Origin of the sequence: Hymenobacter radiodurans, from assembly GCF_004355185.1 — a bacterium.
GTDB classification, from domain to species: Bacteria; Bacteroidota; Bacteroidia; order Cytophagales; family Hymenobacteraceae; genus Hymenobacter; species Hymenobacter radiodurans.
Genome location: NZ_CP037922.1, coordinates 3,837,594 through 3,855,877, shown reverse-complemented (window position 1 = coordinate 3,855,877; position 18,284 = coordinate 3,837,594). Strand labels below are relative to the sequence as shown.

Genomic DNA, 18,284 nt, shown 5'->3' with positions numbered 1-18,284 from the left:
GGAGTTACCAGCTCTTTCTGCGCACTTCCGAAGAAGGATACGGCGTGTTACGCTCGCCATACGACTCGTTGGGCAAATAAGCAGCACTCGAAGCGGTAGGAGCGCCGTCGGCGCCAACTAGCATCATAGGAGTAGTGGCTGCAAAGCCATTAGCCATCATAGGATACTGCGTTTGCTGTGGTTTGGCTGTGGCTACAACGGCTTTCTTTTCGGCCGCCTCTACGCGGCGAGCCAGGGCAGCACGCTCAGCGCGGTCGGCAGCAGCGCGGTTAGCAGCAGCACGATTGGCAGCGGCTACGCGAGCGGCTTCCTTGCGCTTATTGTCGGTGCGTTTACCAATAGCATACCCTACGCCAGCGCCGGCCACACCGCCTACTACACCACCCACGGGGCGGTTGCGCTTGTTAATAATAGCGCCAGCAGCGGCGCCACCTACACCACCAATTACGGCACCTTTCGCCTGAGGGCTCCAAGGCTTTTTCTCCTGCGCCTGAACCGCGTTTGTAAAGGTTGCCGAGATCAGCAAAATCAGCGTCGATATATAACTGAGCTTTTTCATGACGAATGTTTTAAGTTGGGAATCTTATACAAATTCTTAGCAGGTAAATACAAGCACCGTGCCACAACAGCTCATCTGTCGTTGCACGATTAACGAAGTAGAATGCAAAAAGGATTATCGGATTTGAAATAAAAGCTAGAAAAGGGAGGCTAATTTGCTCTGTTTCAAAGGATAATTAGCCAAGATTTTCTGCTTTCAGAGCATTGTTTTTCGCAAAGCTGACTGGTGAAACAGACAGCAGGAAATTGCGTTTTGCTAGAGCTCCGTCACGGTGATTTGGATATCCGTATTGCGGCCGTGGTCGTCGGCGCAGGATATTTTCAGGGGCCCCGCCGATGGCCGAAAAAAGACACGCTCCGTAGCGGAGGCGGCTCGCAAAAACTCATCATTCACGTACCAGTACACCTGCCGGACTTCGCTATCGGTGGTGCAGCTCAGCAGCAGCTGCTGGCCCTCGCCCCGGTTGAGCACATAGTCGGTGCCCGCCTGGGGCGAGATGATGCTGGGGGCCATTTCGGGACCGCCCCGCACGAGCTGGCAAGTGGGATTGTGGGGCGGCAGACGCCGGTAGGGTAATCCTTGCGTTTCGCGAAAAGCCGCCACCCTGGGGGGCAAATTAGGATACAGCTCGCGCCGAAAACCGGCCGCTGGCGCGCAGGCCCGGCAATAGACGGTGGCCCCATCAGCTGCCAAAAGCACCTCGCGCTGGTGTTGGCAGCGCTGCGCCGACGATACGCCCGGCAGGAAATAATCGATGAGCTGGTTGGGGCAATACTCGCCGGGCGGACGGCCACTCTCGGCGCACACCAATCGGAAGTCGAGGCTACTGGGGGGCAAAAACCAGTTGTTGGGCGAATTGTACGCCAACGCATTGAACAAGTCAAACAGGAGGGGAGTAGCTACCTCCGAGCCGGTGAGCGCGGGCGCGCCGTGCCCGCTGAAATTGCCCACCCACACGCCAATCGTGTATTCGCGGTTATAACCGATACTCCAGGCATCGCGGCGACCGTAGCTGGTGCCGGTTTTCCAGGCAATTTTGGGCAGACGCCGACTAGTTTCGTAGCCCACGGGCAAATCAGGGCGCGTGAGCTGGGCGAGAATATCAGTGGTCAGGTAAGCGGCCGATTCCGAGAGTAGCGCAGTTGCCGATTTTTGCCCCCCAGTGGTCTTTTTGGATGTAAAGGTTTTGCTCGAAGTAATTGCGGTAGTCCACGCGAGCGGCGCGTACTGTCCGCCATTGGCCAGCGTCACGTACAAGTTGGTTAACTCTTCCAGCGTCGCCCCGCAGCCGCCGAGAATGGTGCTTAGCCCCAAATGCGGCGCGTCGCGCGTTACGCGCCGGAAGCCGGCCTGGCTGAGCTTGTCCGTAAACGTGGGAACACCTAACTCAGCGAGCACGCCCACGGCCGGAATATTAAGCGAGTAAGCCAACGCCCGTTCCACGGTTACCTCCCCATGGCAGCGCTTATCAAAGTTCTCGGGTCGGTAGCCGCGAAAGTTCGTGGGTACATCGGACAAAAGCTGCTTGGGCGTGAGCAGCCCGCGGTCGAGGGCCAACGCATACAGAAAGGGCTTGAGCGTACTGCCCGGCGAACGAACCGCCTGCACCCCATCATTCTGCCCTTGGTTGGCGGCGTCGCCAAAATCAGCCGAACCCACGTAGGCTTCCACGGCGCGGGTGCGGTTATTAATGACTAATACTGCCGCGTTGGTGATGCCCAGCCCATACAATCTGCGTACATAATTGCGGGTCAGGTCTTCGGCTTTGGCTTGCTTGCCGCGCTGCAAGGTGGAGCTGATGCTGGCCTGACCCGGAAACCGCTGCACCATCCGCCGCGCCAGATGTGGGGCTAGGGCCGGCGCCGCGTGGCGTTGCACGTCCAGCGGCTCCAGCAGGGCGTCGGCTATATCCTGTTTAGGAAACAGATTTTGCCCCCCGAAGCGCCGCAGCCACCTGTTTCGCTCTGCGAGAATAGCGGCGTTGTGTTTGCCCAGCACCAAGCCCGTGGGCCGGTTCGGGATGATAGCCAGCGTCACTGTTTGAGCCAGAGACAAGTAATCGGGTGGCTGCTGAAAGTAGAGGAGCGCCGCCGATTTTACGCCTTCCACATTGCCACCGTAGGGGATCAGATTCAGATATAGCTGCAGAATTTCGTCTTTGCTGTAATGTGCCTCCAGCTGCACGGCCCGCAGCATTTCCAAGAGCTTATTGGCTACCGTGCGTTCCTTAGGTTCCAGCAGCCGCGCCACTTGCATAGAAATCGTGCTAGCCCCCGTCGTGCGACCGTCTTTGAACAGATTACGCGTCGCGGCCTTGATGATTGCCAGCGGATTGACGCCGAAATGGTAATAGAAGTAACGGTCTTCCTTCTCAATGATAGCGGTACGCAAAACCGGTGTTATCTCGCGCAGCTCGGTTTTCATCCGCCACTTCTGTGTGGGGTTGAGGTAGGCGTGCAGGACCGAGCCATCGGCGGCCATCACCAGGGGCGAGTACTGCGGAGCCGGTGGCAGCGGAAACAGACGGTCGAGCCCCAGCAATGCCAACAACCCAGCCAGCAACGCCATTATCATTCGCCATGTGTGCCGCCGAGTCATGGTCAAATATAACCGTGAACAGGCTCCTAAACCAGCGTGCGGAGCTATCTAACTGGTGAAGAATAATTGCCGCCGCTGCACATGCTGCTTGCACTTGCTACGAGCACACGGTGTGCTATATTATGTATTTACTATGTCACAAATGCGCCTTATTCTTTCCGAAAGGGCCGCTAAATAGTTGGCTTTTCGCTAATCCAATTTGAGGGTCAGCATCGTAGATAAATTCGGTTTATAATTCAAAAAAGCCTGCCGATTCATTTAATGCGGGTAGCTCTGTTTAATAATTAAAGCACAGAATAAAAAAGAGATTTTAATGCTGTGTGTCACAAAAGTAGTTTAGTATTCCTTTTCGTGCGCGTGCTTGGCAAATAATATTGTCACAGTTACAAGAGCTTATACAAGCGATGATAGCAGGAGTATTCGCAACGCTTTGTATAGCAGCATATTGTAATAATATATTGTCGTGTTTAACTCTGTAATAGCTAGCAACAGAGCAGGAATTATATCGGCAATAACTTGATTTTAATGTGAAAGCGCGGCTTTTACGCTGAATTCATGCAAAGGTTTTGTAAAGAGAAAAAAGATTTAAAATAAAATAAATCGTTCTCTAAGCAAATAAATTAAGTGTGGAAAATCCAGTTGTAAATCACTACTCGTATATGTAGTTGATTAAATATTACTGCTTGCGCTTAAGAGTTTTTGTAGTCGTTTTACGAGTCTTTCGAGCAGGTATTTAACCTGCATAGCTTTTTAGTTCTCATTCTCTCTTTCCCACCTTCCATCTATTCTAAAACTCTACATGAAAGGCAAATTCCTCACCACCCTCCTGCTGGTTGGCCTGAAGGTCACCACGTCTTTTGGGCAGGCAACCGTTGATCCAGAGCTGCGCGCCGCCCTCAAGACCAACCCTCTTGCACAGGTAATCGTCACCTTTAAAGGCGATGGTGCTCCCCAAGCCACCCAGCTGAGCTTACTCCAGCAGCTCGGCATTACTAAAGGCATCACCTTTCGGGCTTTGCCAATAGCCGGTGTACTAGCAACGTCCACGCAAGTGGATGCTTTGGCCAGCAACCCCCAGGTGCGCTCGCTCTACATCAACAAGAAGCTTGATTACTACAACTTCGACGACACGAACCTGACCGGCGTGAAGCGCCTGCGCACAGATAAAGAGACGACTGCCCGCAACGGCGGCTCGCCCGTGTCCGGAAAGGGCGTTGGGGTACTTATCAACGATAGTGGCGTCGATGGTACGCATGACGATATCAAGTTTGGCTCGCACCTGGTACAGAACGTTTTGGGCTCTACCAACCTGAACGCTCAGGATGCGATGCTGCCCGTTACCTATTTGGAAGGCGTTCCAAACACCGACACCAACTCCGGTCACGGCACGCACTGCGCTGGCACTGTGGGGGGCAATGGGGCTAAGTCGGGGGGCAAATATGAGGGTGTAGCGCCCGGCGCTAACCTGTTGGGCTACGGCTCGGGTGGTGCGCTGCTCGTGCTTGATGCCATCGGTGGTTTCGACTATGCGCTTACCCACCAAGCGCAATACAACATCCGTGTTATCAGCAACTCTTTCGGCACCAGCGGCGATTTCAACCCTGATATGCCAATAAACGTGGTAACCAAGAAATGCTACGACCGTGGCATGGTGGTAGTATTTGCCGCCGGCAACGAAGGTCCAAGCGCTGATACGCATAACCCTTACGCAATTGCCCCCTGGACTATCTCGGTAGGTGCCGGCGACCGCAACGGCTTGCTGGCTGACTTCTCCTCCCGCGGTGTGCGCGGCGAGCAAGGCACCTTCACCGTCGATGGCGAAACCTGGACTTTCAAGAACGAGCCTTCTATCGTAGCTCCTGGCGTAGATGTAGTTTCTACTCGTGCTATTGCTCCAGTATCTTCCTTGGGTGCACAGCAAGACATTGAGGTGCTTCCTCCCGGCCAAGTTCCGTTCTATACGCACAGCAGTGGCACTTCTATGGCTACACCGCACGTAGCCGGTATTATAGCTCTCCTGCTGGAGGCGAAGCCTACCCTCTCGCCTGCGCAGGTAAAGGATTTGTTGATGAAGACGGCCACAAACATGCCCGGCCATCAGTCGTGGGAGGTGGGTGCTGGCTACGTAAATGCCTTTGCCGCCGTCGATCAGGCTTTCCGCTCTTCCGCTTTCGGCTCTACAGTAAATGCTACGCGTCGCTTCAACAGCAGCGTGAACGCGCAGACTACTACGGTACCTTTCACCATCAACTTCAACCCCATTCTGACCACAGGTAACTCGCTTACTTTTCCTGTAAATCCTGGTACGAACAGCGTGGAAGTGAAGGTCTCTTCGACTGGCCTTCTGGGGCAAACCGGTAACCTTACTAACCTAGTTCTGATTGATCCGAATGGCGTTCGCTACACTTCCGGTACGCCAGTTACATTCACGCTCTCTACCGACCGCGGTGTAGCCGTAGCCTCGCCCATAGCTGGCACCTGGACGGTAGCGGTAGAAGGTTTGCGCGGTGTGGCTTTGCCCGAAACCATTTCGGGCAATATCTCGATGCTGATTCCTACTGGTACTACCAATTTAGCTGATATCGCAGGCCACCCAGCCGAGGCTGCAATCAAGATGGCGGTAACTAGCCGCCTCGTAGATGGCTTGGCTACCGGTTTTCAGCCCAATGCTAACCTGACCCGCATTCAATTAGCTGATTATCTATTGATGGGCCAAGGCATTCGCCAATATTTGCCCACCAGCGGCGCCCGCACCTTTTCTGATGTGACTACCACCAACGACATTCTGCTGACTGAAGCCGTAGCTGCCAAGGGTGCCGCCCAGCGCGACCGTTTCCATCAGTTCAACGGCGTAATGCGGCCTAGCGCAGCGGGTACTTTCTCGCCTGCTGGCACCGTTAGCCGCGCCGAATTAGCTTACTCACTCGTGCAGGGCTTAGGATTCCAGCAGTTTGCGCTGGAGCGCAATGGTAAGCCAGTAACAGTACAGGTAAACGGCAAAACCGTCGCCATTGACGACGCTTCCAAGATTCCAGCTGGTCTGGAGGGCTATGTGAGCATTGCCTTGGAGCTAAACCTGATCAATGCTTACTACACGGTAAAGCAGGGGCCATTCGATTTGCAGCCTATCATTCAGGCAACGTTCAAGCCTGCCCAAACCGTAACCCGCGCCGACTTCGCTGTGATTGTGAGCCGCACATTCCCACAATACAACGCCCAGACGCAGCCAACCGCTGCGGCTAGCACTAGCGCCGCCACTGCAACTAAGGGTGCAGTAGCTCAAGAAACAGTAGCTTATCCGAACCCTTTCTCTGGCACTACCACCATCAACTACTACGTGGCCGAAGAGGGCCCAGTAAGTGTGGAAGTGTTCAGCTCAATGGGTCGCAAGGTGCAGACCCTAGTATCGGGCTCGGAGCCAGCTGGCAATCACCAAGTGAAATTCGATGCTGGTAACCTGTCGCGTGGTACTTACCTGTACAAGGTGAAAACCGGTGCTAACGTGACGACTAAGCGCTTGGTAGTGCAATAAAACTGCTTCATCAACCTACCTAAAAAAGGCAGCCTGCTCCACGGAGCAGGCTGCCTTTTTGCTTTTGACTGTCGGAGTACTTGACCTGACGTAGGATAACCGGATATAAACACGTTTTATCGAGGTGGGTCGGGCACTTCCACTTCGAGCTCAAAATCCCGCTTAGGCGGTGCTTCGTTGTTGGTGGCGTTGCGGTACAGAAAGCGTAGCGTGGTTTTGCCAGGGTTCAGCGCTTGGAAGTTGAAGGTTATATCCTCTGGGGCGTCTGTTTTGCGCTGCCTGGATTTCTTCTGCGGCTGTTCGGGCTGGGCAGTTACAAGTTGGATAACGTTGTCGGCGATGGGCATCACTTCCCACTTGTATTGGGCGCTGGCGGTGTTATCAAGCTTGATTTGGAGCTGGTCGCCCTTGTTTACTTTCACTCGGCTGTGGTTGCCGTATTCGCTGATGTTCACGTTTTTGGCCACGCCCGGTTGGTCGATGGTGATATAGGCGTGAAAAAAACCCCCCAAGGCCGCATAGCCAGTTCCCGGCAGCGCCGATACCAAGGCTAAATCAAGGCCACCGGGCCCGGTGGCTTGGAAGTGGATCTCGAAAGTTGCCGGAGCTCCCGGTACGCCACTACTCACACCGGGCAGATTGTGGGTACTTGTAACAGTGAGCTGACCAGGGTAATTCTGCACCATCCGCCAGCCAAACCGCGGCGAAACGGTGGGTAAGCGCACGATCAGTTGATCACCGACAGTGAGCTGCACTTGCTTGCCGTTATCGGCCGCCGTGAGCGTGACGATATCAGCATGTGAAAGAGTTGAGGACAGGAAAAGGGTAAGAGTTAAGAGCGCTAGAATTGCGTAGCGCGGGAAAATTGGGAGCCGTTTCATAAGTTATCTATAACATAAGGTTGTATTAACAACACAGCCGGCGCTTACAAAGTCGCCGGCTGTGCCTGGATAGTGAGAAAATGTACGCTTGGATACTTTGAAAGGCTCTGGAGGAGCTTGTTGGGTAGCGAGCTATAGTGCGTTACCGATCTAAAAAACCGTCTGTCATCCTGAGGCACGAAGGACCTTCTCACATCTGAACAAGAGCGTAATAATGCTTCGTTTCTCGGTGAGAAGGTCCTTCGTGCCTCAGGATGACAGACGAGTTATTTAACTTTAATCACGCCGGAGCCATTGTAGCTGTGGTACTCCGCGTTGTACATGGCGTCAGCGCTGACGGGGCCTAACTGGAACGTGCCTTTGGACACGGCGCGGGCGACGTAGTAGAACGACTTGGGCGCGGCGGTGGCAGTGGTGAAGAGGTTAAGGCGGTCGTCGCGGAGGTCGAGGTAGTCGGGTTGGGCGGCGTCGGTGGCCCAGGTGATGTCGCGGATGGCGCCGATGCGCGGATTCTCGATTTCCAGACCGGCGGGCAGCAGGTCGGTGATGGCCACGTTGGGGATGTCGCCGGCGGCTTCGGGGGCTTGCAGGGTTATCTTGACGATTACCAGGTCATTTTGCTGGAAGGTGTTGCCGATGGGTTGGCCGGCGCGGTTCAGGTACTGACGGCGCACGCGCAGGTAGGCGTCTTCCTCCTGAATTTGCCCCCCGGCGCTGATTCCTTCCACTTCCCAGAAATAAAAGAGGCTGCCGGTGCCGCTGGTGCGCAGGGTTAGGGCGCGGTTGGCTACGTTGTTTACCGTGAGGTCTTTACCCGAAAATTCGCCTAGTTTTTTGCCATCATCTAGCAGCGTAGCCGTGGCGGTGCTGCGGGCGTTTTGACGCGCTATTTTACCTAGAGCCAACAGGCCAAAAGCCCGTTCCTGGGTGCTGAGCCAGCCGGCTTGTTTCATCTGGCGGCTGAGCTGGCGGGCCTGGGGGGCAATTTGGGGGTTGTTGGGGTCGGCGGCAAGCAGGGCGTTGAGGGTGAGGGCCTGGTCGCGGAGGGGCGAGGAGAAGCTACCGTCGAAGTAGCGGCGGGCGGCGGTTTCGGTGCCGAGGCGGGTGGGCAATACGGCCTGGAAGCTGCGTTGGTCGCCGTTCAGGGCGTAGGTGGCGGCTAGGAGCACGCGCGAATCTTGAGAGAGGAGTTGGCGGTTGGCTTTGTAGTAATTCAGGGCCACGGCATCCTGGCGGCCGGCCAGGGCCAGCACGTAGAGCGAGTAGGTGATTTCCTTCTTAGCGATGGTCTTGAGGTGAATCGCGTTTTGGGCGTCGAGGTAGTTGTAGGGCTCGGTTTCGCGTTTGCGGAGGCGGAATTGCAGGTAGGCGAGGGTTTTGTCGAGCACGGCTTTGTTTACCTGGAAGCCGGCTTGCTGGGCTTCAAGCAGGAAATGAGCGGCGTAGGCGGTGGCCCACCAGTTGTCGTAGTCGCCGCCGGGCCAGTAGCTGAGTGAGCCGTTGTAGAGCTGCTGGGCCTCCACCTTGCGGATGGCTTCCTGCACGTGGTAGTTCGGATTGTAGCCCGCAGCTTTGGCTTGCTGGCCTTTTCGCTGACTCAAAGTAGCGGCCAAATCGCCGTAGTAGAGCTGCGGAAACGCCCCCGACACGATTTGCTCCAGGCAGCCGTAGGGGTATTGCAGCAGGTAGCGCAGGTCCTTGGCAAACTCCGTCATCGGCGAGCGACTGACAACCAACTGGCTCCGCAGGGAAGCCGGCAGGAAGTCGGTTTTCAGATTCAGGTTCTGGATTTGCCCCCCAGCCACTACCCCGGAACCCGTGCGCTTCTGCAGCGGCGACGCGGGACGAATGGGGAGTTCGATGGTTTCGGTGAATAGGTCTCTTTCAGAACTATTCATACCAGTCTTATAGATAGCTATTTTTACGACTCCGTTACCTATGCTGTTTTGAGCATTTATTCTGTATATAACTCTCTTCTCCGAATTAGGCTTTAAGTCTCCGCCTGACCAAAATGAGGTAGGTCTAGGATCCGGAATTAATATGTCTCCAAATTTTCGTAGAACGGTTTTTTTTCGCTGTTCTAGTGCTGCATCAAGCCATTCGAGAGGACCACTTACAGTAACCCTTGCACTTACTTCTATAGGCTTATCCGTCGTATTCGTCAGTGTCACCGGCACGTCAATCGTGTCGCCGGGGCTTAAGAAACGGGGGAGGCTGGTGCTGATGACCACCGGGTCGGCGACGCGCATGGTGTGCTCGGCGGTCCCGAACGCTTCGCCTTTGTAGGCCACGGCCATCACGCGCAGGGCGCCCGAGAATTGCGGCACGCGCACCCGGTAGCGCACTTTGCCCTGGGCATCGGCGCGAAGAATGCCGCTCCATTTGGCTACCAGTTGCACCCGGCGCGAGGGCACGGGCGTGGTGCGGCGGCCGAGATCGTAGCCGTCGCCGCCGGTGCTGGAATTGCCCCCCAACTCGGGCAGCAGAAACGGGTACACGTCGTAGGCCTGCACTTCTAGGGCGCGCTTCTGGTAGAAGTAGCCGTAGGGGTCGGGCGTGCGGTAGTCCTTCATCTGCAAAATGCCCTCATCCACCACGGCCAGGGTTACGGCGGCGCGGGGCGCGGTGGTCACCTCAATGGTCTGGAAAGTTTGCGAACGGCTTTGCTGGGGGCTTTTATGGCCACGGAAAGCTTGGTGCCGGGCTTTTCGACGGCCAGAGGCACGAAGCCCCGCGCCACCGTGAGCGGCAACCGATTATCGGTGATGGCCCGAATGGCGGTGGCCGTCACGTACACGTTGGGCACATGGCCGCCGGTAATCGGGATGCGCACGCGGGCCGATTTCTGGTCGGTGTTGACGTAGAAATGGTTCAGCACTTTGTCGCGCTCCACGGTTACGAGCACGCGGCCGGGGAAGGGCGTTTTGAGCAGTAAGCTGGCCGTTTCGCCGGGCTGGTATTTGGCTTTGTCAGCTTCAATCGTGACTTCGCCCTCGTTGTTTACCTCGAAGGAATTGCTCTGGGTGTCGCCGAAACCGTAAGCGTAAAAGCGGCTGGCCACGTAGGTAGCGGCGCCGGGCCGGGCCACGCGCACTTCGTACTCGCCGGAGTACGTAGGGGTGAAGCTGAACGCCGTTTCCGCCCCGATTTGCCCCCCACCGTGCGCGTTTGGGTGGTTATGACTTCCTCGCGCTTCTGCGAATTGTATATATACCGCCCGCCCTGACGCTCAATCACCGTTTCCCAAAGCAAACGCACCACGCGCACTTGCGCTGGCGCGCTCGTCGGCTGACCCTGGGGCGTGAGGGCCACCAGTTGCGTAGAAACCGCCTGCCGCGTGCTGACCAGCTCCGGCAGGTTTTTGATGCCAAACAGCACCGGCTGAGTCTGCACCTCAAAGGTCGCCAATCGATTCACGGGCCGCCCCGATTCATCAAAAACGGTGGTGAAAGCCGCACCTTCTAGGGTGCCGAGGTCGGAATAATCGGGCACTTCGTAGGTGGCGGTGCTGCGGCCGGCGGCGTCGGTGGTGCCTTCGCGGGTGGTTTTCTCGAAGCGGTCGGAAATGGGCGTGGCTTCTTGGTCGCCGGGGCCATTGCGCCGCCGCTCGCCGCTGCTGATCTGGAAGGTGTAGCCAGGGAAGTTCTTGGGCTTAAAGGGCTTTTCCTTGAGCGAAAACTCCACCTCAAACTTGCGGTCGGCGGCCGGCGGGCCGAATAAGTTGAGCGCCGTAATCTGGGCCTCCACCGACTGGCCGGGCTTGGCCACGGCGGGCGCGGCCTGCACGGTCACTTTCAGGCGGTCGGGAATAAACTCCTCCACGCTGATCTGGCGGGAGGTGAGCAGCACGTCGTTGCCGGTGAGCACCTCCAGCGTGTACAGGCCCGTCATGATGGCGGGGGGCAAAATGAAGCGCGACTCAAACGCCCCATCGGCCGACAGCTTCTGGCGCAAGCTCGCGTACTCCTTGCCCGTGGGCAGCAGCAGGCGCAGCTTCACCGGCAGATTCGCGGGCGGCGCCTGCCAGGCTTCGGTGCGCACGATGGTGTTGGTGCGCACTGTGTCGCCGGGGCGGTAGAGGTCCCGGTCGCCGTAGAGGAAGGCCTGGTAGCGGGCCGCGTTGCTTTGCAATCCGCCCACGTCAAAGCGCGAAGTCTCGACCCGACTTTGGGGCAAGTTTAGAAAGGTAAAATCCGCGTCTTTCTGGGCCGTAATTAGGCTCAATCGAAACCGCGACGTAGCCGCTGTACTATCGAACACCGCCACGCCGTCGCGGTTGGTAGTGCCCGTACTGATTACCTGGTTGTTGCTGCTCACAAAGCGCACCGAAACGCCCCCCAGCGGCGCCGCCGACCGGATGGAATTGGCAAATACCAGCGTGCGCCCCTTCAGTCCCTGCTTCACAATCAGCCCAATATCCGATACGGCCACCAGCTTGCTCACTTGCAGCCACTGCCGCTCGGTGTCCTGCACCCGCACCACGTATAGGCCCTTCAGCGGCCCCGAAAACTCCAAGTCCTTGAGGCTCAGATTCAGCAAACGCAAACCGCCCTGCTTAGGCAAACCGGCCACCGTGTAGGTGCGCTCGGTAAGCACGTTGCCAAAGGATTCGGTGTCGTAATAGTTGTAGGAACGGTCTATGTAGTCGCCGTTTTCATCCTGAGTTTCGGTAACGTCGCCGCTTTCTTCGTTGTAATCAGGGTAGCCGTATTGCCGGCCGCTGCGCAAGAGGTGCTGAATATTATTGGCGTACACCTTGGCAATGCTCACCTTCACTTTCTCCACCTCCGACACCCGCAAACCCAGGTTGCGGGCACCCAACGCATTGAGATACATAGCCTTGTCGCCGTGGGCAAACGCCAGACTAGGCCGCTCATCCACAAAGGAAACCGACTGCGAAAACGCCTCCTCCAACTGTCCGCCCAGCGCCCCCCGAATGCCGGTGCCCAGCCCCAACTGGTAAGTTTTATCAATGTCGAAGTTGCCTTTGAGCTTAAAACCACTTTCCAGCGCCTCCACCGTGTAGGTCACCATCGGCTGCACCGAAAGCAGGCGCTCCACCTCGCTCGGCACCAACGGCTGACTGGTCAGCACCGTAATGACCGGCTCGCCCTCCACCAGCGCGCCCGTGGCTTCGCGCACCAGTAGCGTCTCCTGGCTGGGTACGGCGGCCTGCGCTATCAGCGGTTTTTGGGTGGGTTGGTCGCTGCCCACGGCCCGCAGGCCCGGCGCTACTTCCAACTGGAGCGGGTTGCCCGGCCGCAGGCTTTGCGTCAGCGTCACGCTCACGGCGCTGTCGGCCTCAGTCGAGGTAAGTTCAAACGCCACCGGCTGCCCATCCTGACTTACCCGCAGCAAGGTCTGTACCTGGCTGGGCTGTACTGGGTAGTTGAAACGCAGGGTCGTGCGGGCTTCCGCCGTGCCCGCCGCCCGCCGGCTCTGGCCCCAATACGCCTGCGCCTCCCGCAGTTGTAGGTAGGGCGTGTGAAACCGCGTCCGGTCGAGAGCTGGGGGGCTTTTTTGCTGACTGGGGGGCAAATACTGGGGTTGCAGCGTGGCCGTAAACGCCGTAGTCGGCCGAAACGGCTCCAGGGGCGAAAACGTCAGCTCCCGCTCGCCGGTCCACTTGAACTTGCCCCGCACGGCCGGCTCGAAGCGCACGTACTGGGTCGTGTCCCAGCGGTTGAGCTGGGCTTCCTCCGCCACCGCCGCATCCAGCTGAAACACCAGGTTTTGGTAGGGGCTAATCTCTTCGCCGTCAGCTGTATCGTTGTCCGTGGCTGGCTTGGAGCAAGCACACAGCAAAGCCAGCAGCACCAGCAGCGGCAGGCGAGAAAGGGGGAGGGAAAGCATGGTTAGGAGAGCGCTTGAAAGGACTCCGGAAGGTATAGAGAAAACGCGATTCTTTATCCTGTTTTAGCCTGAGCCAACTTAGGTAATAGATTCTGATAAGCTGCGTTTTATTGCATCCCCGTGACAATCACGCCTAAGACACAGGAGCCACTGAGCGCCGTATGAGAGGTATCAGAAGTGTTATGCTGAAAATTCAATTAATAAAATATGGCTACAAGTTTCGTAGAATATAATGGAAACGGATTCTGGTGTAACGACGCTTATCTTGAAACGTGGTTATACCTATTTGTGAAAGAGATAGAAAACAAAGAGACACTGCCGAAATCTGTGCTAAGAGATAAGGTAGTCACAGAATGGTATTTGGCTGCAACAGTAGGGTTTGTAGGCTGTATTAATTTAGATTTAGATAATATTATCAATTCTGATGATGATAGGGATTTTTTATTACTTATTGCTGATGATATGCAAGAAAGATTACTACGTTTTGGTAAACGCATTCCTAAAAATATAATAGCTGATATTGAAAATAATTCGCTAGGAATAAAATGGGCGCAAGCCCCTCTTGTAAATAGTATAGCTAAAGTTGGTGTGCTTTTTAAACAGCTATTAAAAGGTGACTTAAATTTCAAATCTAATTCTCCACTTGATTATTTAAAGCCGGAGGTATGGAATAGTATTTAGTTTACTCTTCTGCCGATCAAGCGTATCGGTCACTCGGTACAGCCGAGCGACAATAATATTTATAAATAATAATTGCTACTCGCTTATGTATTTAGCCCCATCCAATTGCGATGTTGCCTTTTCTTTGCAAAAAAATAGATTTTACTCCATTTCTACCTACCCAGGCGTATACTGTATCAGCTTTTGAAGATGTATTTATTATAATCATATAAACCTCATTTTTGTAAATATCATCAAATTTGTACATGCTCTTGTATATATTAACTTTATTTATACTGTAGCTATTAGACTTGTTGATCGTGTTTTTAAGATAACTGAATATTATTTTATTAGCTCTAGATTTATCTTTTCCCTTTAGTCTAGTATCTAAAAAATATTGTTTGAATATATTCTCATTAACTTCGTTGTTTTCTATATAAGTGAGTAGCTTGAGTAAGTTGTTTTCTTTCATAATGTCTTCATCTGATTTGCAGCTTGGAACTAACAATAATATTACTGATAGAAATAATAAATACTTTTTCATTTAGTTGAGCTGTTTTGGTTTCTTTCTTCTGCGTAGTTAAGGGATTTAAACTATTTATCAAAGTATGGGCAGTCGCTCGGCTACATAGTGAAAACTACAAAATCTATACACCCTCAAAAACCTCATCCCACTCAATATTAAACCCCGGTAGCTTCTGCACAGGAATAGGGCCCGGGGTATAATATTCGCCGCGCACCTGGTAGCGGCCGTCTTGCAGCAGATACACCATCACACTCTTGTCGCCGGGCGACACAATCCAGTATTCGGGCACTTCATTTTCCTCATAGAGGTCGAATTTCTCCTTCGTGTCGCGGGCGAAGTTGCCGGGGCTCAGGATTTCGATGATCCAGTCGGGGGCGGCATAACGGAAATGGGCTGTAATTGGGTGCGGTGATGTATTGGTAATTTCAATAGACCGTCATGCAGAGCGAAGCATCTCGCGTGTTTAGTTGTTTAGCTTGGCAACATCAGCACGCGAGATGCGCTGCGCTGCATGACGGTCTGTTTTGTAATCGTCCAGTCACGCTCTAAAAAAGAGGCAATAACGCGCCGCTAGGTACCATATCCTGCCAAAGCGCTAAACTTGCCCGCTCCACGCTTCCCTTTCTCCTTTATGCGTCTGCCGCTACTCTCGCTGCTTTTGCTGCTTCGTTTCTTCACCGCCTCCGCCCAAGGCATAGTTGAGCGCAACTTTCAGAAATACTTCGACGAATATGGGCTGCAAGGCTCCTTTCTACTGTTAGATGCCGATGCCAAGCAATACACCGCTTATAACCTGAAGCGCTGCCGCCAGGGCTTTCTGCCCGCCTCCACTTTCAAAATTCCAAACACCCTTATTGGCCTGGAAACTGGAGCCGTGCGCGATACCAGCGAAATATTCCGCTGGGATGGCGTGACCCGGACTATCTCGGCGGCCTGGAACCAGGATATGACGCTGGCCACGGCTCTGCGCGTGTCGTGTGTACCGTGTTACCAGCAGTTGGCCCGCCGCATTGGAGCCGTGCGCTACAACCAATGGCTGCCGAAGCTGCAGTATGGGCGCATGGTCGTGACGCCGGCTACGGTGGACATGTTTTGGCTGGAAGGCCCTTCGCGCATCACGCAGTTTGAGGAAATGGATTTTCTGCAACGCATGGAGCGCAACCAGTTGCCGATAGCGCGGCAGCATCAGGAAACGGTAAAAGCGCTGTTGGTGCTGAGCCGGGGTAAGGGCTGGACATTGCGCGGCAAAACCGGCTGGACTTCCACCAAAGAATACAACAACGGCTGGTTTGTGGGCTGGCTGGAACAAAACGGCAAGCCGTACTTTTTCGCGTTAAACGTAGAGCCCAAAAACAACGGCCCCGCTACGGAAGCCTTCATCAAAGGACGCCGCGCCCTAACCGAGAAACTGCTGCGTCAGGAGTTTAAGTTGATGCAGTAGAAACCCGTATTTGTCCCCAGCCACTCATAACACCTTATGCTTTCCCACAAGCACGAAATTTTTCTGGAAGTGGCCCGCTTGCTGAGCTTTACCAAAGCCAGCCAGACGCTATTCATCAGCCAATCGGCTATCAGCAAGCAGATAAAGGCGCTGGAAGAGTATTACAAAACGGGCCTCTTCGAGCGCCTCGGCAATAGCGTAGTACTGACGCCGGGGGGCAAATTGCTGTATAAAAAGCTGCTCGTAGCCAAGCAGCTGCAACATGAGCTGCACCAGGAGTTTGTAAAAATCAGCGAAGACTTTTCGCCCCGCATTCAAATGATGATTGGGGCCAGCACCACCATTTCGCTTTACGTTTTGCCCCCCGTACTCTCGGCGTATCTAGAGCAAAACCCAAATACTCAGCTCACCCTCAAAAACCGCAACAGCGAGAACATTTTGAAGGCGCTGCTGGAGCACGAAATTGATTTGGGTGTTATTGAGGGCATTAATAAAGTCAGCAACGTTACCTACACGCCCTTCCTGACCGACGAGGTAATAGCAGTGTGCTCGGCCAAGAACCCGCTGAAGCAACAGCAGCTGAGCGCCCAGGACTTGTATAGCATTCCCCTGGCGTTGCGTGAGTCGGGTTCGGGTACGCTGGCGGTGCTGGAGGAAGCTTTGGCACAAAAGCATGTGAAGCTGAGCGAGCTGCCCGTAAAGGTGCGCTTAGGTGGCACGGAAGCGCTCAAGAACTTCGTGCGGGTAGATACCTGCTTAGCCTTTTTGCCTCGGCAAGCAGTAGTAAAAGAGTTGATCTCGGGCGAACTGGTACAGGTGCAAATTCCGGATTTGCCCATGGTGCGCCACTTTAATTTTATACAGCGCAGAGGCACTGAGAACAATCTGCCTTATAAAAACTTCGTGCAATTCACGAAGCGCTATTATTCCAAAACGGAATAGCCTATTCCGAATCTCTATTTTGTTTTCGCATACCAACTGTTCTACTTGCCGGGGTATTCCACCCACCCTACCATGTCAGTTAGTACCGAAACCACCACCCATATCCAAGCGCTGGAATGCTCGGCCTGCGGGCTGCAGCACTCCGCTTTTAAGCTTCAAAAAGTATCGACGTGTTGCAGTATGCCCTTGGTGGCCACCTACGATCTGCACCAGCCCATTCCTAAAAGCAGCATCAACCAACTCGATGGCAGCATGTGGCGCTACCAGGCCCTGCTGCCACTCCTTGATGAGGCAAATAAAGTAACGCTGGGCGAAGGCTTTACGCCCATACTGCCGCTTTCTACTTTGGCTCGCCAGTACGGACTGCGCTCATTGGTGCTTAAGGATGAAGGCCAGAACCCCACCGGCTCCTTCAAAGCGCGCGGCCTGAGCATGGCCATTTCTAAGGCTTTGGAGCTTGGTGTGAGCGGCTGCATTATCCCAACTGCTGGTAATGCTGGCGTGGCTATGGCCGCCTACTGCGCCAAAGCGGGTTTGAAAGCCGTAGTAGCCATGCCCCGCCATACCCCAAACGCTTTTAAAGAGGAATGCTACTGGTACGGCGCTGAAGTGCAGCTAATCGACGGCCTCATCAACGACTGCGCCGCTTGGGTGCGCGAAAAAAACGCCAACGGTGAGCTGCTGGATGTCTCGACCCTGAAGGAGCCCTACCGCTTGGAAGGCAAGAAAACCATGGGCTACGAAATTGCTGAGCAACTTAACTGGCAGCTGCCCGACGTGATTCTATACCCCGCCGGCGGTGGCACAGGCCTTATCGGCATTTGGAAAGCACTGCGCGAAATGCAGGCCATCGGCTGGTTGCCATTGGGGGGCAAATTGCCGCGCATGATAGCCGTGCAAGCCGAAAACTGCTGCCCTCTGCTGGAGACGTACCTAGGCAAGCAGGCCAACTCGCATAATTATAACGGCAAACCCACTATCGCCAACGGTCTGGCCGTGCCGCGCCCATTGGGGGAGCCGCTGATGCTGCGTGTGCTGCAAGAGTCGGGTGGTACGGTAGTCGGTATTTCTGATGAAGAGATGATAGAAGGGATGCGTGAGCTAAGCCGCCAAGAAGGCTTATTTGTGGCGCCCGAAGGTGGTGCCGTGTGGATGGCGGCTCGTAAGCTGCTGCAAGAAGGCTCCATAAGCCCTACCGAACAGATTTTGCTTCTGAATACTGGCTCTGGCCAGAAGTACATGGACAATGTAGCCGGCCGATTCAACAATTAGAAACCATGCCTCGGCCGAAT

13 protein-coding genes are annotated in these 18,284 nt (G+C 54.8%); 5 read left to right on the top strand and 8 right to left on the bottom strand.

Annotated elements, in window-relative coordinates:
- Positions 1–4: 4 nt before the first annotated feature.
- Positions 5–559, bottom strand: a complete 555-nt coding sequence (locus tag EPD59_RS17540) for a YMGG-like glycine zipper-containing protein (protein WP_133273923.1) — start codon at positions 557–559, stop codon at positions 5–7.
- A 255-nt stretch (positions 560–814) separates the two neighbouring features.
- On the bottom strand, positions 815–3,127 hold the full coding sequence (gene pbpC / locus EPD59_RS17535) for a penicillin-binding protein 1C (RefSeq protein ID WP_240731472.1): 2,313 nt from the start codon (positions 3,125–3,127) through the stop codon (positions 815–817).
- Positions 3,128–3,956: 829 nt separating this feature from the next.
- Here pbpC and EPD59_RS17530 point away from each other — a divergent pair.
- A complete protein-coding gene (locus EPD59_RS17530) occupies positions 3,957–6,689 on the top strand; it encodes a S8/S53 family peptidase (RefSeq protein ID WP_133273921.1) in 2,733 nt (910 codons plus the stop codon).
- 116 nt (positions 6,690–6,805) lie between these two features.
- On the opposite strand, the gene EPD59_RS17525 is transcribed toward EPD59_RS17530, so the two are convergent.
- From EPD59_RS17525 to EPD59_RS17510, 4 genes are all read right to left on the bottom strand, one after another.
- The gene (locus EPD59_RS17525) at positions 6,806–7,570 is read right to left on the bottom strand and encodes a protease inhibitor I42 family protein (RefSeq protein ID WP_133273920.1); all 765 of its coding nucleotides are present in this window, start codon (positions 7,568–7,570) and stop codon (positions 6,806–6,808) included.
- 266 nt (positions 7,571–7,836) lie between these two features.
- Positions 7,837–10,203, bottom strand: a complete 2,367-nt coding sequence (locus EPD59_RS23325) for an alpha-2-macroglobulin family protein (protein ID WP_133273919.1) — start codon at positions 10,201–10,203, stop codon at positions 7,837–7,839.
- Positions 10,200–10,631, bottom strand: a complete 432-nt coding sequence (locus EPD59_RS17515) for a hypothetical protein (protein WP_165963650.1) — start codon at positions 10,629–10,631, stop codon at positions 10,200–10,202. The genes EPD59_RS23325 and EPD59_RS17515 overlap by 4 nt, the downstream gene beginning before the upstream one ends.
- Positions 10,571–13,423: an MG2 domain-containing protein gene (locus EPD59_RS17510; RefSeq protein ID WP_133273917.1), complete on the bottom strand. Its 2,853-nt coding sequence runs from the start codon at positions 13,421–13,423 to the stop codon at positions 10,571–10,573. The genes EPD59_RS17515 and EPD59_RS17510 overlap by 61 nt, the downstream gene beginning before the upstream one ends.
- A 288-nt stretch (positions 13,424–13,711) precedes the next feature.
- On the opposite strand from EPD59_RS17510, the gene EPD59_RS17505 reads away from it, so the two are divergent.
- Positions 13,712–14,104: a hypothetical protein gene (locus EPD59_RS17505; protein ID WP_133273916.1), complete on the top strand. Its 393-nt coding sequence runs from the start codon at positions 13,712–13,714 to the stop codon at positions 14,102–14,104.
- Positions 14,105–14,195: 91 nt separating this feature from the next.
- On the opposite strand, the gene EPD59_RS17500 is transcribed toward EPD59_RS17505, so the two are convergent.
- On the bottom strand, positions 14,196–14,627 hold the full coding sequence (locus EPD59_RS17500) for a hypothetical protein (protein WP_133273915.1): 432 nt from the start codon (positions 14,625–14,627) through the stop codon (positions 14,196–14,198).
- A gap of 103 nt (positions 14,628–14,730) precedes the next feature.
- Complete coding sequence (locus EPD59_RS17495) at positions 14,731–14,961, bottom strand: Uma2 family endonuclease (protein WP_240731762.1); 231 nt, start codon at positions 14,959–14,961, stop codon at positions 14,731–14,733.
- A 279-nt stretch (positions 14,962–15,240) separates the two neighbouring features.
- Here EPD59_RS17495 and blaOXA point away from each other — a divergent pair, with 279 nt between their 5' ends.
- The 3 genes from blaOXA to EPD59_RS17480 all read left to right on the top strand — a co-directional run bounded on the left by blaOXA (position 15,241) and on the right by EPD59_RS17480 (position 18,264).
- On the top strand, positions 15,241–16,050 hold the full coding sequence (gene blaOXA / locus EPD59_RS17490; protein WP_133273913.1) for a class D beta-lactamase: 810 nt from the start codon (positions 15,241–15,243) through the stop codon (positions 16,048–16,050).
- Positions 16,051–16,086: 36 nt separating this feature from the next.
- The gene (locus EPD59_RS17485; RefSeq protein ID WP_133273912.1) at positions 16,087–16,992 is read left to right on the top strand and encodes a LysR family transcriptional regulator; all 906 of its coding nucleotides are present in this window, start codon (positions 16,087–16,089) and stop codon (positions 16,990–16,992) included.
- A 72-nt stretch (positions 16,993–17,064) separates the two neighbouring features.
- Positions 17,065–18,264: a threonine synthase gene (locus tag EPD59_RS17480; RefSeq protein ID WP_133273911.1), complete on the top strand. Its 1,200-nt coding sequence runs from the start codon at positions 17,065–17,067 to the stop codon at positions 18,262–18,264.
- The last annotated feature ends 20 nt before the right edge of the window (positions 18,265–18,284 follow it).